The sequence below is a fragment of the Providencia sp. R33 genome (assembly GCF_019343475.1).
Classification (GTDB): Bacteria; Pseudomonadota; Gammaproteobacteria; order Enterobacterales; family Enterobacteriaceae; genus Providencia.
The window spans coordinates 2301560-2323002 of the sequence record NZ_CP072453.1 but is presented as its reverse complement, the minus strand read 5'-3'; the positions used below and the strand labels follow the sequence as shown (position 1 = coordinate 2323002).

Annotated in this window: 10 protein-coding genes; 6 read left to right on the top strand and 4 right to left on the bottom strand. The window is 37.8% G+C overall.

The window, feature by feature from the left end; genetic code table 11:
- The first annotated feature begins 113 nt into the window (after positions 1–113).
- The 4 genes from J6836_RS11015 to J6836_RS11000 all read left to right on the top strand — a co-directional run bounded on the left by J6836_RS11015 (position 114) and on the right by J6836_RS11000 (position 10381).
- Positions 114–662 (top strand): YcbK family protein, encoded by a 549-nt coding sequence (locus J6836_RS11015; RefSeq protein WP_219249247.1) that lies wholly within the window; start codon positions 114–116, stop codon positions 660–662.
- Positions 663–701: 39 nt separating this feature from the next.
- Positions 702–1337, top strand: a complete 636-nt coding sequence (locus J6836_RS11010) for an MBL fold metallo-hydrolase (protein WP_219249245.1) — start codon at positions 702–704, stop codon at positions 1335–1337.
- Positions 1338–1539: 202 nt separating this feature from the next.
- Positions 1540–2178 carry a CyaA/EF/ExoY family adenylyl cyclase toxin gene (locus J6836_RS11005; RefSeq protein WP_219249243.1) on the top strand — a complete coding sequence of 213 codons (639 nt, stop codon included), beginning with the start codon at positions 1540–1542 and terminating at the stop codon, positions 2176–2178.
- A 91-nt stretch (positions 2179–2269) separates the two neighbouring features.
- Positions 2270–10381: a C80 family cysteine peptidase gene (locus tag J6836_RS11000; protein WP_219249241.1), complete on the top strand. Its 8112-nt coding sequence runs from the start codon at positions 2270–2272 to the stop codon at positions 10379–10381.
- A 59-nt stretch (positions 10382–10440) separates the two neighbouring features.
- On the opposite strand, the gene J6836_RS10995 is transcribed toward J6836_RS11000, so the two are convergent.
- The 4 genes from J6836_RS10995 to pncB form a co-directional block, all read right to left on the bottom strand.
- Entirely contained in the window at positions 10441–11631 is a 1191-nt protein-coding gene (locus J6836_RS10995; protein ID WP_219249239.1) for an amino acid aminotransferase, read from the bottom strand.
- Between the two features lie 432 nt (positions 11632–12063).
- A complete protein-coding gene (locus J6836_RS10990) occupies positions 12064–13179 on the bottom strand; it encodes a porin (RefSeq protein ID WP_219249486.1) in 1116 nt (371 codons plus the stop codon).
- Between the two features lie 562 nt (positions 13180–13741).
- Positions 13742–15142, bottom strand: coding sequence for an asparagine--tRNA ligase (gene asnS / locus J6836_RS10985; protein WP_219249237.1), 1401 nt, complete (start codon positions 15140–15142; stop codon positions 13742–13744).
- A 493-nt stretch (positions 15143–15635) separates the two neighbouring features.
- A complete protein-coding gene (pncB, locus tag J6836_RS10980; protein WP_219249235.1) occupies positions 15636–16850 on the bottom strand; it encodes a nicotinate phosphoribosyltransferase in 1215 nt (404 codons plus the stop codon).
- A gap of 468 nt (positions 16851–17318) precedes the next feature.
- Between pncB and pepN the strand changes: the two genes are divergently transcribed.
- Positions 17319–19937 (top strand): aminopeptidase N, encoded by a 2619-nt coding sequence (pepN, locus tag J6836_RS10975; protein ID WP_219249233.1) that lies wholly within the window; start codon positions 17319–17321, stop codon positions 19935–19937.
- A gap of 317 nt (positions 19938–20254) precedes the next feature.
- The gene (gene pyrD, locus J6836_RS10970; RefSeq protein WP_219249232.1) at positions 20255–21265 is read left to right on the top strand and encodes a quinone-dependent dihydroorotate dehydrogenase; all 1011 of its coding nucleotides are present in this window, start codon (positions 20255–20257) and stop codon (positions 21263–21265) included.
- Positions 21266–21443 lie beyond the last annotated feature (178 nt).

Sequence of the window (21443 nt, the reverse complement as noted above, 5' to 3'; positions counted from 1 at the left end):
TGCATATCTTTACATAATTATACATTAAAACTGAGTGTGATTTGCTAGACTCAATAGGTTGTCTGAAATTCATCGAATATTTATTTAAATTATTAGAGTCTGAGCTATCACCTATGGATATTATTGATCAAACCCGCAGAAAATGGCTGGGAATTGGCGCTGCAACAGTGGGCCTCAGTTTGTTACCAAGCCATGTATTTGCCGCCATGACGACACCGCGCCCTCGCATTTTACGTTTTCAGAATATTAATACTGGCGAGTTTTTAAAAACAGAATTTTTTGATGGCCGCCGTTACAATAAATCTGAACTTGCTCGTTTAAATCATCTTTTCCGTGATTACCGTTGTGACAAGGTCAAAACGATTGATCCAAAATTGTTCGATCAAATCTATTTACTGCAAATGATGATGGGGACGAATAAACCTGTTCAATTAATCTCCGGTTACCGTTCTTTAGAAACCAATAATAAATTGCGCAGTAAAAGTTCAGGTGTTGCGAAAAAAAGCTATCACACCCGCGGACAAGCGATGGATTTCCATATCGAAGGTCTACAATTAAGCAATGTCCGTAAAGCTGCATTAAAAATGGGTGCAGGTGGCGTTGGTTATTACCCAAGAAGCAATTTCATTCATATCGATACAGGACCAGCAAGAACGTGGTAATCTGTGCATAGGTGACACAGATTACGGAGTAATTGTTCGATGAAATATACTATTATCCCAGTAACGCCGTTTATGCAAAACTGTCAGGTTATTTGGGATGAAAATACGTTAGACGCAGTTGTGGTTGATCCCGGTGGTGAAGCAGAAAAATTGATTTCTGCTATCGAAAGCCGTGGATTAACACTCACAAAAATTCTACTTACCCACGGTCATTCTGACCATATTGGCGCATCAGCCATACTTTCCAAACATTTTTCAGTGCCCATTTATGGTCCTCAGAAAGAAGATGCTTTCTGGATTGAAAACCTTGCAGAGCAAAATGCGATGTTTTATATCGGAGAATGCCCTGATTTCACGCCTGATTACTGGCTAGAAGAAGGGGACAAAGTGACCTGCGGCGGAATTTCCTTTGATGTGCTGCATTGCCCTGGGCATACGCCTGGTCATATAATTTTTGTTAATCATGATGATAAACTGATTTCAATGGGTGATGTGTTATTTAAAGGTGGTGTAGGGCGCAGTGATTTTCCACGTGGTAACCACCAAGATTTAATTGCTTCGATTAAAAACAAAGTGTTGCCATTAGGGGATGATTACCAGTTCATTCCGGGTCATGGCCCGATGTCAAACTTAGGTTTTGAGCGCAAAACTAACCCTTTCTTACAGGATGAATAGTTTACTGAAATTAATTATTCATAGCATCATTCAATAACCCCTTTTTTGGGGTTATTTTGCATGTGGAATATATAATTTAAATTTATTTAAAACTATGTCCTAATTATATTATTTGAATCTAGCTATATTTTAAATATCTGATATTTTAAGTTGATTTTTATTCTTGTTTTAATATCAAAATTTTATATATATAGGGATGTATATGGGTAAAGTAAATATAGATTTGGATTTGTCTAAAATTAATTCCATTGAAAATGCTAATAATGAAGAGAGTAAAAAAACAATTAGCTTGGATGATTCATATTCGTCATTACCACAAAAAAATAATTTTAGAGATGTTAATAAAGACTATACCAGTATTAACTTACATCTCACACCTTTGAACAAAGATATTGATGCACCTATTTCAGGTGTTTCAGAAATACATCAAAGTTTAATCAGCCAAGTTGCCAATGAGGAGAATATTATTATTGGTATTCGTCCGGTTGATCCTAAATCAACAAGTATTATAGGAACTGGAGAATACAGTAGCAAAGGGTTAGCGATAAAAGCGAAAAGTTCAGACTGGGGGCCACATACAGGCTTTATTCCTGTAAAACAGCAATTTGCAAAAAAATCAGGGAGAGAAAATAGTAAAAAATATAACAGTTACTCACAAGAATCTATTAATGAAGGTAAAGCTATTGCTGTTATATTAGAAATTACTCAAGAAAGAGTTGAGGAGCTTATACAATATAAAACGATCTATTTTTCAGATAAAAATAAACATGATGGATATAAAGAGATAACGGCATCTTTTGATGATGTTGAAAAAGTGTTTTTTCTAAAAAAAAAGTATTAAAGAAGGGAGGGATGTATGGGATGTATATCATCAGGAAAATAATAAAATAAAACCATTTTATGTTATTGGTGATCCTAAAACAGGAAAAGCAATGACCGCAGATTATGATGTTTTCAGTATTATTTTTCCGATGTCAGATTTAGAGCATTATGTAAAAGTAACACCAATGTTAACATGGGATGAATGGAAGGCTAATGTAAATTATGATGAATTAAATTCAGAACAAAAAAAATTATATAATGATGAAATAGAATATAATAGGAAAGAAGGAAAAGATAATGGAATTACAAATAAAAAAATTAAAGAAATAAAAAATAAGTTAAATAAAAAACTTGGTTTAGCGGATGGGATGGAGCTGATCCACCATGGTGCCGATGATGCTAACCCCGCAAGTATAATGAACGAAAATTTTCCAATTACCTTTTTATTACCGGAAAAACTAAAAGGAAAAAATGCCCTTACAGGTACGACCGAATCCATTGATACCTATTTTCATATGAACCCTCAAGGAGCAATCATTGTTAATGATGTTGAAGATCTTTCTAACTTTCAGCAGTTATTAATAAATCAAGGCTATAGAGCCCCATTAAATAAAAAATGGAGTGAAGGAGATAATGGTCAATATTTCGATCCTAAACGTAAAGTATCAGTTAGTTTTATTGAAGGAAGAGATGAAATAATACGGAAGAAAAGTATCAGCAATAATGAGCCCAGTACAGAAAAACTAGCTGTTCAGTTAGATGCAGACTTTGATGATATTTATTTAAATATACAGGAAGAGCATAAAAATAGCCGATTGCCAGAAAGCCATTCTCCAAATATAGACAGCTTAGATACTTGGTTAGATCCAATGTTGATGTACCGTCAAAATAAAGCTAAAGATGCGGAAACTAATAGACAGGCAAAACCGACTGAATATACCTATAATATTATTATTCAAAATGGAGGTGATAAAGAGTCAGCTAAAGCAACCGCTCATGCATTTTCTAAACACCCTGAAGACTCTATGGTTATTCAGTATGATATGGGCTCGAAGCAATATAAAATCTTACATGGAGACTTAAATAGAATTAATGTAGGAAAAATACGTTGGGTAACAATTGGCCATGGAAGATATTATGGTAATCATCAGCCAACGCTTTATATGGAGAAAAATGCACAGCAATATGTAGAAGCATTAATGTATTTACGCAGAAAAGTATTAAAAAATACAGTGCCAGATAAACTCGTTATGCTAGGGTGTAATTTAGGTCGAGGAGGTGTTAATGAAAACTTTGCGATAAAAGCGACTAGTATACTCGCCGAGAATAATGTTCGTGCCCCTGTCGTTGCTTATAATCGGCAAGTCGGAAATATTTATTTAGGCTCTAAGATTATCTATTCTATTGATTTTGCAAAAGATACGGTAAATACGCAAGGTTACAAATTTATCTATCAATACCACTCAGGCAGTGAGCAAATTAGGATAAATAATAACTCTAGTACATTATATTTTATTAATGAGCTTCGCCGTGGTGAGCTGTCACTCGCTCAGTTAAATGATTATATTGAGCCCGACCCGATGTATATGTTTAGGGATCCTGACACACGTATCCTTGATAATAATTTACTTAAAAAAGTAGCTTATAATCATGATGTTTATAAATTATTTGTTCAGGAGCTTAAAAAGCACAACAGTATGTTGCCCAGTGATTTTTGTACTACTTTCTCTACGCGATTAAATGAACTTGGTATCATAGATATTCCTATTTGGAAGATGGTTAATAGTCAAAATATTCAAAAAAAGTCATTAACAAATACAATTCAGCATTCAGAAGAATTAACCGTTATTATTAGGATAACGGGGGATAAAAAAGGGTTATTACAAGCGGAGAGTTTAGCCGCTAGAAGTCCTCAAAACACATTAATATTTCAAATGGATGTGGATAGTAAAAAACATATTTTAGAGTATGGTACAGAACATTTAATTTCTTTAATGGAAAAACAAAAAATAACTAATTGGGTGGTGATTGGTGATACAGAAACAGTACGAAAGCCAACAAATGCATTATCTATTGAGTTATCGGCACTCAAAAAGCAATATCCGCTGATAAATCCTAATAATATTCTATTCCATTCTGTTGGACCAGCAATGATAACGGAAGCTGGTGAGCACAAAATATTTATTAATAGTTTATCTGAATGGCTTAAATTACAAGGTATTAACTGTGATGTTAAATCTAAATTTACCCATGAAGTTCTTAATAAATTCATAGGGGCGAATAGTGATATCTCTACAACTAAACTCACAAGTCACTCTAATCAGCAGCTCATTTCGTTATTGGAAAAAATTTCATTAAAAAATATTGATGTTAAAGATATCAATTTAGAAAGTCATCCATATCTTAAAGGGTATTTTACCGATGAAAATGGGGCGTTAAATCATCATAAGTTAGCTATTGCAGTAAATGACCCACTTATTTCACCAAAGGTTAATCAATACTTTAATGGCGATAATGCAACAAGCCGCCAAGAATGGGACGGTATATTTAATAGTGACTTACCCACTAAAATACAAATACAAGCAAAAGATACCTGTACTATATTAAAAGCATTAAATGATGGAACAATCACATTAAAAGATTTAAGTTTAAAATCACGAAATCAGCTTGAGTCATTATTTCCATCAATAAGTGGCTTAGACAATGGGAAAGTATTATCTGTGGTTAATAATGAAAATGCATTTTTATTATTGAAGAATCATTTAATTGAAATTAGTCAATTAAATGACAGCCATTTTACAGATAAAAGTTTTTCTCTAAAAAACATTAATTTAAAGGGTATCGTTGAGCAATATAAAAATTTAACAATGCTACAAAACCAACAATTCAACAGTATAGTTAACCAAAAAATTAATAAATACTCAGATATCAAATTAAATAAAGTTAACCATAATTCAATACGAGGATTAAGCCAGTCAACTAATTATGATGTGAAAATGGGGTTGTTGTATGGTGTGGAGTTTCAATTAGCTGGGGAAGATTCGGCTTGTTTGTTTTTTGACCGTAAAGCATCGTTGGAACAGAAACAACTGCGGGGTATGCTTTCTGATGGAGAAACAGAATTACTACAAAAAATACAAAGTTATACTGAAGATGTTATACAAAATATGACTAAAAATGGCATAGAAGCCGCTGACCAATCGATACTTTCAGTTATTGATGCAAATAATAGACACTATCACACCGTAGATAATTCTATCTTAATAATAAAAGGGAAATCAGTAAGCTATACGGTTAATCATTCTATTCGAGATGGTAATTATATTTATAGCTTATATGACCCTAATGGTTTTCAGCTTAGCATTAAAAATACAGATGCTAACTTGGCGAAAAAGCAGTTTCACCAGTTTATTACTAATTATTTTAATGATGAAATTATTTTGTCGGATGGAAGAAAAATAACACGTAGTGAATATGCGGGATTTGGTTTCGATTCGAATGGCAAAGTCAGGGCTGATATGAAACTTATTGACTTGGATGCACCTGCATTACAAAAAAATATGGGTCAGTATAAAACTCAGAAAGAACATATTTTAAAAAATCAGTATTTTACAGATTCCGTTAATTGTTGGGTTTATATCGATGGTGAAAAAATATCTCTATCAAAATTACAAGGGTTGGGGGTCAGCATTGATGGAAGACCACTCACTTTGCTCGACACTATGTCAGAAGGGTGGAGCCATAAAATTCGTTTTAATGCTGAGAACCTAGCCGCTGAGTTGACTTTGTTAAAAGCGCAAAGCGATGATGGCTTGAGCTTACTAAAAATACTATATAAAAGAGCAAATGATGTAGATTTAATCATTAATTATGATACTGATTTTAAAAATACACATATATTAAAAGAACAACTTAAGATTATTGCCAAAGATGTCGATCTTAAAAATTCTAAGCAATCTACAGAGTTAGTTAAAAGTCTTCATAAAATAGGGAGTAATTTACCTCGTTTTCAACGAATTGGTGGGCGTGTTGGGCAAGTAATGGGAACTGCCGGGGCATTACAATCGCTAATTAGCTTATATGCATTGATTAATAAATTAGATGACCCTGATTTAACCCAGAAAGAGCGTTTAGAAATTGAAAAACAACTTTATATTACGTGCGGTAATGCTTTTGCAAATTACGGGGATATGATATTACAGCCGGTATTATTGAAAATTGTTCATAATACAAATAATATTTCTTCATTCCGCCCTCGTTTAGCGGCTGGTGTTATGATTATGTTCAATTTAGCGGGTATGGGGTTTGATGCCTACCAAGCTTATGATAATTTGTCTAAGCTTGACACCGTGAAGGATCCTAAACAGCGGCAAGATTTAATTGTTAACGCAGCATTATCGATTGCAAGTTTTGTGGTGAATGGCATCACTGTAGTTGCAGTATTAGTTGCCTCTTCGACAATACCAGTAATAGGCGTTGTCATAGGTGGAATTATACTAGTCGGTGGTTGGGTTTATAATGGGGTGCGTGCCGTTGAAAATATTAAGCAAGAAATAGACATTAGTTGGGATCGGGAATTAGAGGAGGGGATCCGCGGTGCTTTAGGGCTAGAACCAACTTTACGTACACAACATGATCTCACGACAAAACGTTATCTTGAATTCTTTGAAAAAGCAGATTGGGAATCTGATGTTGAACGATTTGAGCGCACATTAGCCCCTGCAGGTTTTAAATATCATTTAAAGATAATTGAAAAACCAAGAATAGTTGATGAGGAGCGATTCTATTTAGTGGCTGATGGTGAAGAAATGATCGCAGGTTATTATACAGATTACTTTGGTGGTAAAGAAGTCAGAAGCGGGTATAAGAATGAATTCATCAAATATACTAAGCAAGGTGCGCCGAATTTTAATTTAGAAGAAATAAATATTTTACAAAATGAATATTTTTTAAGTAAAAATGGTGAAGTAAGAAAACGTACTCAAGATGATGCAGTAAGTGCTTTTAGGCCAAGAAAGAAAGCTGTATCAGGCAGGAAATTAATAGGAACTGAAAGTTCATCAGAATATTTAAATCTAAATTCGGACTATAATAATCTGCTATTGGAACAGTTTAAAAAAACGCATAACATCAATGATGTTAGCCAACCGAAAAAGTATCAGAATAATATAGTGCCATCAGATGTGAGGAATGCGAAGTTATTTGTTGTTACTGGAGAGATTAAAATATTTCATAATAATAAAAATGGCATAAACAAGTATTTATCAAAGGAGTTTAATGATGGTGATTTAATTTCCAGATATATTAATGAGTCAAGGTTTGGCGGTATTAGCTTTAATTCTGGAAATGGTACGGATATAATAATAGGTAAGAATAATGTAATTAATGCATTTCAGGCTTTAAATGGAAATAAGTTTTTTGTCGGAGGCAGTAAAAATGATTATTTTTATCTAAGGGATAAAGATTTCTTAAATGAAAATAGATCTTTTCTATTGAAGTTATCAGAATCTATGACAAGAAAATATTTTGATGGCCAGGGTGGGAATGATACTATCATTATAGATGAACATCCAGACACAGTTACGGCTATCGAAATTAATTTAAATAAAAATGTCATTAATTACCTTAATGGAAAAAAAGAATTTGGTTCTAATATACAGGTTGCGCATGTTTTTAATATGGAAAACATTATTATTAGGGGGCGTGCAACGAATGATAGCATCATTGGTGATAATAATGATAATGTTTTAGATGGTGGAAGTGGTCAGGATTTAATTTATGGGCATGCAGGAAATGACAGATTAATACTAAGTCATGGTAGTGCTTATGGTGGAGAGGGTGATGATACATATCATATTCGTCGTTATGACTGGGAAAGCGAAGTATCAGATGTTTTCTTAAATAAGAAAATATATAACTCAGAGAAAAAAGCATTTGAGCAAAAGAGGATTTTTAATAAAAGTCATTATGATTTTCATCACAGAGTAGTAAATATCAATGAAGAAACTGCATCTAGTAGTATTGTTAATTTAGATTATGACCTCAGTGAAATAAAGGAGGCTTATTTAGATGGCAACAACTTAGTATTAGAACTGTCTATGCCAGTTATGAAGTTAGATGGGAAGAGAGTAGCTAATTTTGATGGTTATATGACAATAAAATTACACAATGTATATATTGATTTAAATGAAGTAAAAACACTTAATCATAATTATCATATTAGAACAAGAGACGGTTTTTTACTTAATAGTAGACTCAAAGATATAGATGGAAAATTAGAAGAAACAATAGAAGAAAAGATATTTGACATTACCTATTTACAATCATTTGATCAAAAGGCTATGGGTAATGAAAAATCGGTTTATATTTCGGCTTCAGATTCCGCAATGATTTTAAATCAAAGTAGAATATATGCTAAACCAAGTTGGGGAGATTTTAAATGGCTAGGTCTTGCTGATGGTTTAACATATGAAGGGAGCTCAAAGAATGATGTACTCAATTATGTTTCAGGGGGGAATGATATCAAGGTCAGTTTAGGCAAAGATATTTACCGGTTCGACAATATTGAACTTTATCAACAAGATATTATTTTTGATTTTTCTACGGTAAGAGGTTTGTATGGTGAAAATGATAAAGTAGTTTTATTGCTCCCAACTATTAATGCTTTTGAATTAAAAATGGAAGGTTCTAAAATTGTTTTAAAAGATAGGTTCAACATTACAAACCTCTCTATTCGATTTGATAACTTTGATGAGAGTATGCAACATGCTGTTGTTATCCAAGATAAACATAGCAATTTGTTTAATGTTAATTTACGAAAAGGGCAATGTATCATTACGCCGATAGTATCAGTAAATAAAGAAACTGATGACTCAGATGCAATTGTTTTACCGAAAGGCTATATACCAAAAAATGGACTAATTAATGGCCTAGGCGGGGATGACGCTATTATAAATTATAGCTCTCAAGTGAACTTTATTTCTGGTGGCTTGGGGAATGACATAATCACCAGTGCAGGAGAATTTAATGTTTTGTACGGGGGGGATGGTGAAAATGAACTTACTGGAGGGGAGGGGGATGATGTGCTGCTTTCCAGTTCGGGTTTTGATACTTTGCAAGGTGGAAAAGGGGATGACCATTATTTAATCGATGGTAGCCAAGCTGGCCTTGTATATGTTGATGACCTAGAAGGTAATAACCATATTCATTTAATTAATTTTACGAGTGAAGCAATTACAGAAGAAAATGATAATATTATTTATCACCGCTATTTATCTTCAGCAGGTAAGATTGTTGTCGTAAAAAGAACCATAACGGATAAAAACCAAGTTCATTTATATTCTGCGCCTTCGGATCATTTAGGATCGTTAATACAAGGTGGGATGGATAAGCTTTTTAACGATATTCATTCCCGTTCTTTAGAAGAAAAAAGAATGGGAAATAATGACTGGAAACCTATTTTTGCCCTTGATGGTGAATTAGATGGAATTGAAACACAAAGTCATGTTGCCATTAATGTAGAAAATATTCAATTAACGCTCTCAGACCGAGATGACGTACAAATATTTAAAGGAATAGAGACAAAAGCCCCTTGGCTCGTTGACTCGTTAGAGGGAAATGATGTGATCTTGGATGAGAGCAAACAAGGCCGTATCATCAAGGGTGGAAAAGGTCATGATGAACTGACCACACTTGGTGGTGAAAATGTCCTTCATGGTGGCAAAGGGAACGACCAATTAGTGGGTGGAGAAAATAGCGATTTATTAATTTCAACACAAGGTAAAGATAGACTTCTGGGCGGCAAAAGCAATGATGTATACCTTATTTATGGGGATGGAGTGGGTGATGTTAATATTCTTGATAATGAAGGTAGTAACCATGTTTACCTTATTAATTTTAAACAGGATAGCTTAACAGAAGTGCAGACCCAGCAAGGTTATACTCAAACCTCCATTCAATCAATTACAGGTAGATGGGTTCATATTCATCATCAAAGCCCTGTGATATCGAATGTTAACCAGACAAACATTCACTTCCATCATCAAACCCATGAAAGTTGGCGTAATAAATCAGAGCAAACCGTAGATAAACTGATCCAACTCATGGTAGAGCAACGTTATGAGTATGAAAGTACATCAGATAATACGTTAAAAGCGGCGTTAGCAGAAAAACGCCTGACGCATTTTGAATGGGTAGACCATTTGGTTAACAGTAAAATTTAGCGTTATTAAAAAGGCACTCATTGAGTGCCTTTTTGTGTCTAATATTGAGTTTTAAAAACTTATAGCACTTTCACGATAGCATCACACAGTGGAACCATGTTTTCCAGAGTCAGACCTGCAACGTTAATACGCCCAGAACTTACCGCATAGATACCAAATTCGCTACGTAGACGCTCTACCTGCTCTTTTGTCAGCCCACTGAAGGAGAACATACCATTTTGGTTGATAATGAAGCTGAAATCCTGTTTAGCGCCTTTCTCTTCCAATGTTTTCACTAGCAGCTGACGCATACGTTTAATACGTTCACGCATTGCAGTCAGTTCTTGGATCCATTCAGCCTTAAGGGCATCATCAGAAAGGATAGTGGTGACTACTGCTGCACCGTGTGCTGGTGGGTTAGAGTAGTTTGCACGGATAACCGCTTTTGCTTGGCTAAATGCGCGCTCTGCGTTATCGCTGTCTTTTGCGATAATCGTACATGCGCCAACACGCTCGTTATATAAACCGAAGTTTTTCGAGAATGAGCTGGCAACAATCATTTCAGGGTTATTTTTGGTGAAGATACGCAGGCCTTCAGCGTCTTCGTCTAAGCCTTTTGCGAAGCCTTGGTAAGCAAAGTCAAAAACAGGTAATAAGCCTTTGTCTGCGCAGAGGGTGGCCAGTTTTGCCCATTGCTCAGCCGTTGGGTCAATCCCTGTTGGATTGTGGCAGCAGCCATGCAGAATAATCGCATCGCCTGCAACCGCAGAAGATAAGCTGTTTAACATGCCATCGAAATCCATGCCATGTTTTGCCGCATCGTAGTAGTTATAGGTTAAAACTTCTAAGCCAGCCGCTTCAAAAATATTTTTGTGGTTAGGCCACGTTGGGTTACTTATCCAAACGCGTTTTGCATTGGTTTGTTTCGCAATAAAATCAGCTGCAATGCGCAGGGCACCCGTACCGCCCGGTGCTTGCGCCGTACGTGCACGTTTTGAGGTGACAATTTCATGTTGTGCACCGAATAACAATTCTTGTGTTACACGGCCAAATTCTGGCATTCCGCTAATCGCAAGATAGTTTTTGGTATTTTCGTTATCTAGCAGGAATTTTTCTGCTTTTTTGACAGTATCAAGCACAGGGGTTTTCCCTGATTCGTCTTTGTAGACGCCAATACCTAAGTTAATTTTATTATCGCGGGGATCAGCACGGAAACTATCAGCAAGACCTAAAATTGGGTCAGCGGGGGCAGAAGTAATTTTCTCAAACATGTTGTCGATTCCAAAGCTCGGTTGTGGTACCTAACACCAACCTGTGTGGTGAGGCAAAGTAAGGGTGTTTATGGCAACCTTACCTGTCAGATGCCCCATACAGCGGGTTAATGCTGGTATAGCTGAAAACGGGTTTAGTCGAACGAGTCGAGTTCTCAGGTTAACGTGTGAAAGGGGTTTTGCCAACCGTTTTACGATAAATTGGCGAGATCTTGTGAGCTAGGTAGGAATTGCATGTAATCCAACCAGAAATATCCATAAAGGTGGTGAATTTACCTGCCTTATCGATGGTTTGGATTGATAACTAGGAAGGTGAGTAGGTTTTGAGGTAAGCAAAACAAAGCTAGGTATAACGCAGAAATAAAAAAGCAGCGCCGAAGCGCTGCTTACAAAAACATGTTACCGTTTTCTAGATTATCAGTTAACTGATAATTAGAATTGGTAAACTAAACCTAAGCCCAGAACGTTGTCTGTCATCAGACCGTACTGTTTGCTGAAGTCGTTGTCTTTTAACAGGTTGATTTTGTAATCAACAACTGCAGACATGTTTTTGTTGAAGTAGTAGTAAGAACCTACAGAGATGTATTTAACAACATCGCCGTTCTCGCCTTTTACGTTTTTAGCTTTAGATTGGTTATAACCTAAAGATGGTTTCAGACCGAAGTCGAACAGGTACTGAGCAACTAACTCAACGTTTTCAGTTTTGTTAGCGATAGTGTCAGCTTTACCGAAGTGAGTTGTGTTCAGTGCTTGACCGTACATAGCTGCTAAGTAAACATTGTTAGCGTCGAATTTACCACCAACGTTCCATACTTGCGCTTTGTCGCCGCCAGCTGCAGTAGTGTTTTTCTGTGATGGAGTACGAGATGAGTTTGCGTAGCTACCGCCCAGTGTAACGCCCCAACCTAAGTCATAAGCGGTAGATAAACCGTAGCCGTCACCGTTGTTTTCCCAAGCATTTTTATCTGCTGAGCCAGACTTGTTGTTGTCGCCGTTTTTACCTTGGTATTGCAGAGCAAAGCTCAGGCCATCAACATAACCGAACGCGTTGTTGTTACGGTAAGTTAACAGGTTACGGTTACGGCTAGTCATGAACGTGTCAGTCTGAGCCATGGTGTCGCCGCCCCATAAAGGCATAACGTCGGTCCATGCGTTCACATCATAGTTAACACCGTAGTTACGGCCGTAATCGATTGAACCGAAATCAGCGAATTTTAAACCAGCGTATGCTAAACGGTTTTTGTTTTCGTTGTTAGTTTCAGTTTTGTTAGTTTTAGTTTCCCACTCGAAACGACCAAAACCAGTCAGTTGATCAGTGATTTGAGTGTCACCTTTCAGACCTACACGAACACGTGAATCATCACCGTCTTGGCTTGCTTTAGTGTTACCGTTGCTGTCTTTTTTGTCAGCTGATGCAAAGTAGTGACGAACGTCAACTTTACCATAAACGTCTAACTTGTTGCCGTCTTTGTTGTATACTTCAGCTGCGTTTGCTGCACCAGCAGCTAACAGAGCTGGGATAACCATTGCAAGAATATTGCGTTTCATCATTATTATTACCCTCATTGGTGTTATTCGGACACCTGCCACTGCCAAAAATAATTCGCAAAAATAATTGGAACTATTTATGAGAGATTAGTGTCGTCTATGTCGGCGACCAGTGTTCCATTGCTGAATAAATTTATCTACCCTCAAAGTGCTACAAAATCAAAGATTCTGAAACAAATGGTAACTAGATGTTTCAAAATGTAAAAAATAGAGTAAAAAGCAACCACTCATCGTACCAGTTTAAAAAATATTACAAAATAAAGGGAACTTTTTTGATAGACGATTTGAGCTTTTTTTGAGCAACTTAGATAAATTTTACTGAAGATTTCTGGCTGGCAAAAAACAAAAATGGAGCAAAAAAGCAGATTATTCTTAGCAATATCAACGTAGGTGCAATATAACGGGAAATTATAAGGCAATAACGTAAAAAATGTGATCTATTTATCAGAAGGCTGAAACTAAATGTAACGAGATGAAATAGTTATGAAGTGAAAGTATCTCAGGGCTTAATATTCACGAGCCAACATGCGCTGGCTCGTGAATAAAGACAGAAAAGCAAAAATTAGAATGCTGCGTTTCTTGGGGTACGTGGGAATGGGATCACTTCACGAACGTTACCGACACCAGTTACATAGGCAACTAAGCGCTCAAAACCAAGGCCGAAACCAGAGTGAGGTACGGTGCCGTAACGGCGCAGATCACGGTACCACCAGTAATCTTCTTTATTCATGCCCATTTCTGCAAGGCGTGCATCTAGCATATCCAAACGCTCTTCACGCTGTGAACCACCGATGATTTCCCCAATACCCGGAGCAAGGACATCCATCGCAGCAACGGTTTTACCGTCTTCATTGAGTCGCATATAGAAAGCTTTGATGTCTTTCGGGTAGTTTTTCACTACGACAGGCGCTTTAAAGTGCTGCTCAGCAAGGTAGCGCTCATGTTCAGAAGACATATCGACACCCCAGTAAACTGGGTTTTCAAATTTCTGGCCGCAGGTCTCAAGAATTTTGATCGCATCTGTGTAATCCACTTGCGCGAAATCAGAGTTAACAAAGCTTTCTAAGCGAGTGATAACGTCTTTATCAACGCGTTGTGCAAAGAACTCTAAATCATCACGGCGTTCTGTCAGTGCCGCTTTAAATGCAAATTTCAACATTTTTTCGGCAAGGCCTGCCACATCATCTAAGTTTGCAAACGCAACTTCTGGCTCAACCATCCAGAATTCCGCCAAGTGGCGACTGGTGTTGGAGTTTTCAGCACGGAATGTTGGGCCGAAGGTGTACACTTTGCTCAGTGCGGTTGCGTAGGCTTCACCATTTAGCTGGCCAGAAACCGTTAAGAAGGCTTCACGACCAAAGAAATCTTCGCTGAAATCCACTTCGCCTTTGTCATTACGTGGCAAATTGTTGTAGTCCAGTGTAGAAACACGGAACATTTCACCTGCACCTTCGGTATCTGAAGCGGTAATGATTGGGGTTGAAACCCAGAAGTAACCTTGTTCATCAAAGAAGCGGTGGATAGCTTGTGCTAAAGTATGACGAACACGTGCAACCGCACCAATTAAGTTAGTGCGTGGGCGCAGGTGTGCTGCGTCACGTAAGAATTCAACGCTATGGCGTTTTGCCGCCATTGGGTAAGTGTCAGGGTCTTCAACCCAGCCAACGACTTTAACCGCAGTAGCTTCTAATTCAAATGATTGACCTTGACCCGGAGACTCTTTTACCGTGCCCGTGACTTCAACTGAACAACCCGTGGTGAGATGCAGGACTTCGTCATTATAATTCGGTAAATTATTATTAATGATAGCCTGTAACGGATTAAAGCATGAGCCGTCATAAACGGCGAGGAAAGAAAAACCAGCATTTGAATCTCTCCTTGTACGTACCCAGCCTTGAACGGTGACTTCAGAGCCTACCGCCACACGGCCTTGCAGTACGTCGACTACAGGCGCTACTATCATATAATTCACTCTCTTCATATTTAATAATATCTACTTTGACTATCTCAATCCGTCATACTTCGAGCCGTAGATGCGTTGGCTTCACAAACCGACCCTAGTCACATACTTGTGTATGCTCCTAGGGCTCATTTTGCTTGCCGCCTTCCTACAACTCGAATTATTTAGGATGCCATTCAAATTGTATTAAAACCATTTCGTTTATTGTATTGCAACGTTCGTCATTAAGGTGCAAAACAAGGCGTGTATGACGGTTAAAATAGCTAAGTAGGGATATACTTACGAAATCCCATATTTCAGGGGCCAAAGCTCTATGTTACTTGCCATTTGTTAGGAAACAAGTAAAAAATCGCGATAAATAATTTCAGTGGAATCGAACGATTATTTTAGAGCTCAAAAACTATAGTAATAGTAAGTGAATAAAAGAAAAAGGGAGTTTTTGAGCCCAGCACAAGAAAAGAGCAGATTCTTGTGCTGAGTGAGGGAAAATAGGGAATTAACAGGCTTTTTCCATTTTAGGTAGGTCAAAGGCTTTTCGGAGCTGATTGACGAACTCATCATCTTCACAAATCGTTTTGCCAGGGCTATCAGATAACTTAGCAACAGGCTTCCCGTTACATTCAACTAACTTGATCACAATATTCAACGGTGTGACGTGAGGAATATTGCAGGTCAGCCTTGTCCCAATCCCAAATACGAGGTTAATACGCTGATGAAAATAGCGATATAAGTCGAGTGCCTTTTGTAAATCTAAGCTATCAGAAAAAACCAGTGTTTTGCTCATCGGGTCAATGCCCAATTTTTCATAGTGTGCAATGGCTTTCTCACCCCATTCGATAGGGTCACCTGAATCGTGGCGTAATCCTTGGTAGCGCTTCGCAAAATTGATATCAAAGTCGCGCAAGAAAGCATCCATAGTGATACAGTCGGTTAACGCTATTCCAAGATGATCAGGGTATTCGTCTAACCAGCTTTGTAGGGCTTCACGCTGACTATTAGCTAGCTCTGGGCTAATTTGCTGGTGTGCTTGGAACCACTCGTGAGCCTGTGTACCTACTGGGATTAAATCGAGCGCATGGGCCAGTTGGTAGTTACTGGTGCCTATAAGGTAAGGAAACTCGTTTTTCAGCATGGAAACAATGGCAGATTGCACTGCGTAAGAAAAACGGCGGCGAGTGCCGAAATCCATTAATTTAAAGCCAGATAAGTCCAGTTTGTCTTCATTGGCTTGTGCATAGAAAACGGTTAATAGTTTTCTAAGCTGGCTAACTGCGTCTTCAGGTGTGATTTCAGGGTGTCTATCGCGCTGCACAATTTCACTAACAAGTGCAAGCAGCGGGACTTCCCACATGATCACTTCACGCCAAGGGCCGCTAATACGAATGGTAAGGTGCCCATCGTGATTAGATGAAACAGTAACTTGGTCAGGTTTAAAGCGGAACGTTTTTAGCCAAGTGAGGTAATCTTCTTGGAAAAAAGGCAAGCGGCGTAGAAATGTAAGTTCATCGTCAGTCAGGGACAAATGTTCCATCAACTGAACTTGTTGCCTGATTTCATCGGCGTAGACGCCTAGGAGCTCACTGCTACGACAGCGGAACTCAGCAACAACCGGTACGTGGTAGTATCGGTGGAAAACAGCCTGCTGCATATGAAGCTTGTAAGCATCGGTATCGAGCAGTGATGTAATAATCGGTGTAGCGTCTAAATTCATGGCGCGCAGACATCCTCGCGGAGCTTATCTACTTATATTTAGCAATTTGCTAAATCGTTAAAGTTGCAAAAGTATACCCACTTTAACAAAAGATAGAAGCGTTATTCTACCTGTCTGTATTGCTGTGGCATATTCAGCTTAAGTTGCTCATTTGCGTTCATGTAAAGCTGTTAAATCAGAGAAACCCATTTTGAAGCTAGAACGACTAATGTTTTAGATACAAAACGATTAATCACGAAAAGATACTAACATGCCGAGAAATATTTAATAGTACAATAGCACCAACAAACAAACGATTTTGTAACAAAACAGCGACTATTAAATATAAGAAAATAACATTGAACAAAAAATAGATAACATTATTTGATGAAAATGTTTCTCAAATCCGTTCACATTACGGTGTCTTATAGTATTGTATAAAGCAGCGAAGTAGTGCGATATCGAATATAACGAATTAAAAGGTTACTTATGACCCAGCTAAGACAAGCGAAATATCGTCAGGATTATCAAGCACCTGATTATACGATTACAGAGATTGACCTCGATTTTAACCTTGATCCTGTCAAGACAGTAGTAACCGCAGTGAGTCAGGTAAAGCGCATTAATCCACAATCATCAACCCTTGAATTACATGGCGAAGATTTATCATTAGTCAGTATCGAAATTGATGGAAAAGTATGGAGCAATTATCAACAAACTGAAGGTAAGTTGATTATTGAATCATTACCTGAATCTTTTACGCTGCGTATTGTGAATGAAATTAGCCCAGAAAAAAATACGGCGTTAGAAGGTTTATATGTTTCTGGTGATGCATTATGTACGCAATGTGAAGCAGAAGGTTTCCGTCACATTACTTTTTATCAAGACCGTCCTGATGTATTAGCGCGTTACACCACAACCATTACAGCGGATAAAGTGCGTTATCCTTATTTATTATCTAATGGTAACCGCATTGCAGAAGGCGAATTAGAAAATGGTCGCCATTGGGTTAAATGGGAAGACCCATTCCCAAAACCAAGTTATTTATTTGCATTGGTTGCTGGTGATTTTGATGTATTAAAAGATATTTTTGTCACCCGTACTGGCCGTGAAGTGGCATTAGAACTGTTCGTTGATAAGGGTAATTTAGACCGTGCTCCATGGGCGATGCAATCGCTAAAAAATGCCATGAAATGGGATGAAGAGCGTTTCGGTTTAGAATATGACCTTGATATTTATATGATTGTCGCCGTTGATTTCTTCAATATGGGGGCAATGGAAAACAAAGGCTTGAACGTCTTTAACTCCAAATATGTATTAGCCAAAAGTGATACAGCCACAGATAAAGACTATTTGAATATTGAGTCTGTGATTGGCCATGAGTATTTCCATAACTGGACAGGTAACCGCATTACTTGCCGTGACTGGTTCCAATTGAGCTTAAAAGAGGGCCTAACGGTTTTCCGTGACCAAGAATTTAGTTCGGATTTAGGTTCTCGTTCAGTGAATCGAATTAATAATGTCAAAGTGATGCGTTCGGCACAATTTGCAGAAGATGCAAGCCCAATGGCTCACCCAATTCGCCCTGAAAAAGTAATAGAAATGAATAATTTCTATACATTAACAGTGTACGAAAAAGGATCTGAAGTCATTCGAATGATCCACACATTACTTGGCGAGGAAATGTTCCAAGCAGGTATACAGTTGTACGTCCATCGCCATGATGGCAGTGCAGCGACTTGTGATGATTTTGTACAAGCAATGGAAGATGCCTCAAATGTCGATTTGTCTTTATTCCGCCGCTGGTACAGCCAGTCAGGTACACCAGTATTAACGGTACGTGATGAATATTCACCTGAAAAACAGCAGTATACATTGCATGTTAGCCAAATGACGCCTCCGACATTAGACCAAACAGAAAAACTGGCTCTGCATATTCCTCTGGATATTGAGTTATATGATGAGGAAGGGGCGGTAATTCCATTAAAACGTGATGGTAGCGCGGTAAACTCAGTGCTTAACATCACCCAAGAAACTCAATCTTTTGTGTTTGATGAAGTTGCAACTCGCCCAGTGCCGTCTTTATTACGCGAATTTTCTGCGCCAGTTAAGTTAGATTATAACTATACGGATGAGCAATTAGCGTTTTTAATGCAGCATGCAAGTAACGAATTTTCCCGTTGGGATGCGGCTCAGCAACTGATCAACAATTATGCGAAAATCAATGTTGCGAAGTTCCAAAAAGGTGAAGAACTTGTTTTGCCTGAATCGGTAGTTGATGCTTTCCGCGCCATTTTATTGAGTGAATCCATTGACCCTGCGCTTGCTGCGTTGATCTTAACGCTGCCTTCAGAAAATGAAATTGCAGAGTTATTTACGGTTATCGATCCTGTTGCTATCCATGAAGTGATCAACTTTATTCATCATCGTTTGGCGAATGAGATGTCGGATGAATTTCTGACGGTCTACCGTTCGATTAACATTGAAGGTTATCGTGTTGATCATCAAGACATTGCAAAACGATCGTTACGTAATGTTTGTTTGCAATATTTAGCGTCAAACGACGATGCTACGATGGCGAATAAGCTGGTCGAAGATCAGTATAAAAATGCAGATAATATGACGGATTCACTTGCAGCATTAACAGCCGCGAATGAAGCGCAACTGCCTTGCCACGCACAATTAATGGCTGATTTTGATGAACGCTGGCACCACGATGGCTTGGTGATGGATAAATGGTTTACATTGCAAGGTTCAAACCCAGCAAAAGGCACGTTATCAAATGTGCGTAAGCTGTTAAATCACCGTTCATTCAGTATGAGTAATCCGAACCGTGTTCGTTCATTAGTTGGTGCTTTCACGGCAGGTAACCCAGTTAATTTCCATGCAGAGGATAGTAGCGGTTATCAGTTCCTGTATGAAATTTTGGTGGACCTGAATACGCGTAATCCGCAGGTTGCTTCTCGCTTAATTGAACCACTCATTCGTTTAAAACGCTATGATGAAAAACGCCAAGCTCAAATGCGTAAAGTGTTAGAGCAATTAAAAGAACTCGATAATTTATCGGGCGATTTATTTGAAAAAATTACCAAGGCGTTAGAAAGCTAACTAGCCTCACGGTTAAATATAAGAAGACCCCTGAATACTGTTTAGGGGTTTTCTTTTTCAATGAACATGCCATTGCGTCAAGCCATATTCAGCTTAAATCAAGCTCACTTTAATACACTAATCCAACTAAACGCACTTTTATTGATTTTTTCATGGCACTTTAGCGCTCAAATAGGGTAATCTATAGCGCGTTTTATCCGACGAAACATCGTTTGCACTTCCATGTTCACCGAAGCTTAATGGCGGGTGGTGTTTGGGTGCGCGCGAGATGATGTCTTTCTTATTGAAACGCACTAGCAGAATATAGGTTATTGGATATGTTATATCACCTTGCCCGCAAGGCACTATTCCAGTTCGACCCCGAAAAAGCGCATGAAATGACTTTTCGCCAGCTTCAACGTTTAAACCATTCCCCTTTTCAATGTCTGATCCGCCAATCTGTAGCGACCAAACCAACCCAGTGCATGGGACTTTCGTTTAAAAACCCACTAGGACTTGCCGCGGGGTTGGATAAAGACGGTGAATGCATTGACGCATTTGGTGCAATGGGCTTTGGTTTTGTCGAAATTGGCACCGTGACGCCACGTCCTCAGTCAGGAAATGATAAGCCGAGGCTTTTTCGCTTAGTTGAAGCGGAAGGGATTATTAACCGTATGGGATTTAATAATAAGGGTGTTGATAACCTTGTTGAGAACGTCAAAAAATCCAATTATGGCGGGATCATTGGTATTAATATTGGCAAAAATAAAGATACACCAGTTGAGCAAGGCAAAGATGATTACCTTATTTGTATGGATAAGGTGTATGCGCATGCAGGTTATATTGCCATTAATATTTCATCACCAAATACACCAGGTTTGCGTTCATTACAATACGGCGAAGCGCTTGATGATTTATTAAATGGTATAAAAGCAAAGCAATTGGAACTGCAATCGTTACACAATAAATATGTTCCTGTTGCTGTTAAAGTGGCACCTGATTTATCTGAAGAAGAAATTATTCAAGTTACAGATAGCTTAGTTAGGCATAATATTGATGGTGTTATTGCTACCAATACCACGTTAGACCGCTCTCTAGTCCAAGGGTTGAATCACTGCAATGAAATGGGCGGATTAAGCGGGCGTCCGGTTCAATTAAAAAGTACCGAAGTAATTAAACTTATTTCTCGTGAATTAAATGGCAAACTTCCGATTATTGGTGTGGGTGGAATTGATTCACTAACCGCTGCACGTGAAAAAATGGATGCGGGCGCTTCATTAATTCAAATTTATTCTGGTTTTATTTATCATGGACCAAGATTAATTAAAGATATTGTCAATCATATCTAGTAAATTGTAAATTTACTTAACAAGGGGGTTTCTTTATGCCCCCTTTTAAACTATATTGCTAATAGTGGCTATTTTTATATCAATTTTATTTCAATTTCAGCGAATGTGTTATTTGATAATAACATTATTCGGTTGTCTGCAAGGCGAATTATTTAGCGTATAAAAGTTAGCTGTAGAG

Coding starts and splice junctions, on each gene's coding strand:
- pncB (WP_219249235.1), bottom strand. CDS start 16,850: ATGAATTTAGACGCTACACCGATTATTACATCACTGCTCGATACCGAT.
- asnS (WP_219249237.1), bottom strand. CDS start 15,142: ATGATAGTAGCGCCTGTAGTCGACGTACTGCAAGGCCGTGTGGCGGTA.
- pyrD (WP_219249232.1), top strand. CDS start 20,255: ATGTTATATCACCTTGCCCGCAAGGCACTATTCCAGTTCGACCCCGAA.
- J6836_RS10990 (WP_219249486.1), bottom strand. CDS start 13,179: ATGAAACGCAATATTCTTGCAATGGTTATCCCAGCTCTGTTAGCTGCT.
- pepN (WP_219249233.1), top strand. CDS start 17,319: ATGACCCAGCTAAGACAAGCGAAATATCGTCAGGATTATCAAGCACCT.
- J6836_RS11010 (WP_219249245.1), top strand. CDS start 702: ATGAAATATACTATTATCCCAGTAACGCCGTTTATGCAAAACTGTCAG.
- J6836_RS11000 (WP_219249241.1), top strand. CDS start 2,270: ATGACCGCAGATTATGATGTTTTCAGTATTATTTTTCCGATGTCAGAT.
- J6836_RS10995 (WP_219249239.1), bottom strand. CDS start 11,631: ATGTTTGAGAAAATTACTTCTGCCCCCGCTGACCCAATTTTAGGTCTT.
- J6836_RS11005 (WP_219249243.1), top strand. CDS start 1,540: ATGGGTAAAGTAAATATAGATTTGGATTTGTCTAAAATTAATTCCATT.
- J6836_RS11015 (WP_219249247.1), top strand. CDS start 114: ATGGATATTATTGATCAAACCCGCAGAAAATGGCTGGGAATTGGCGCT.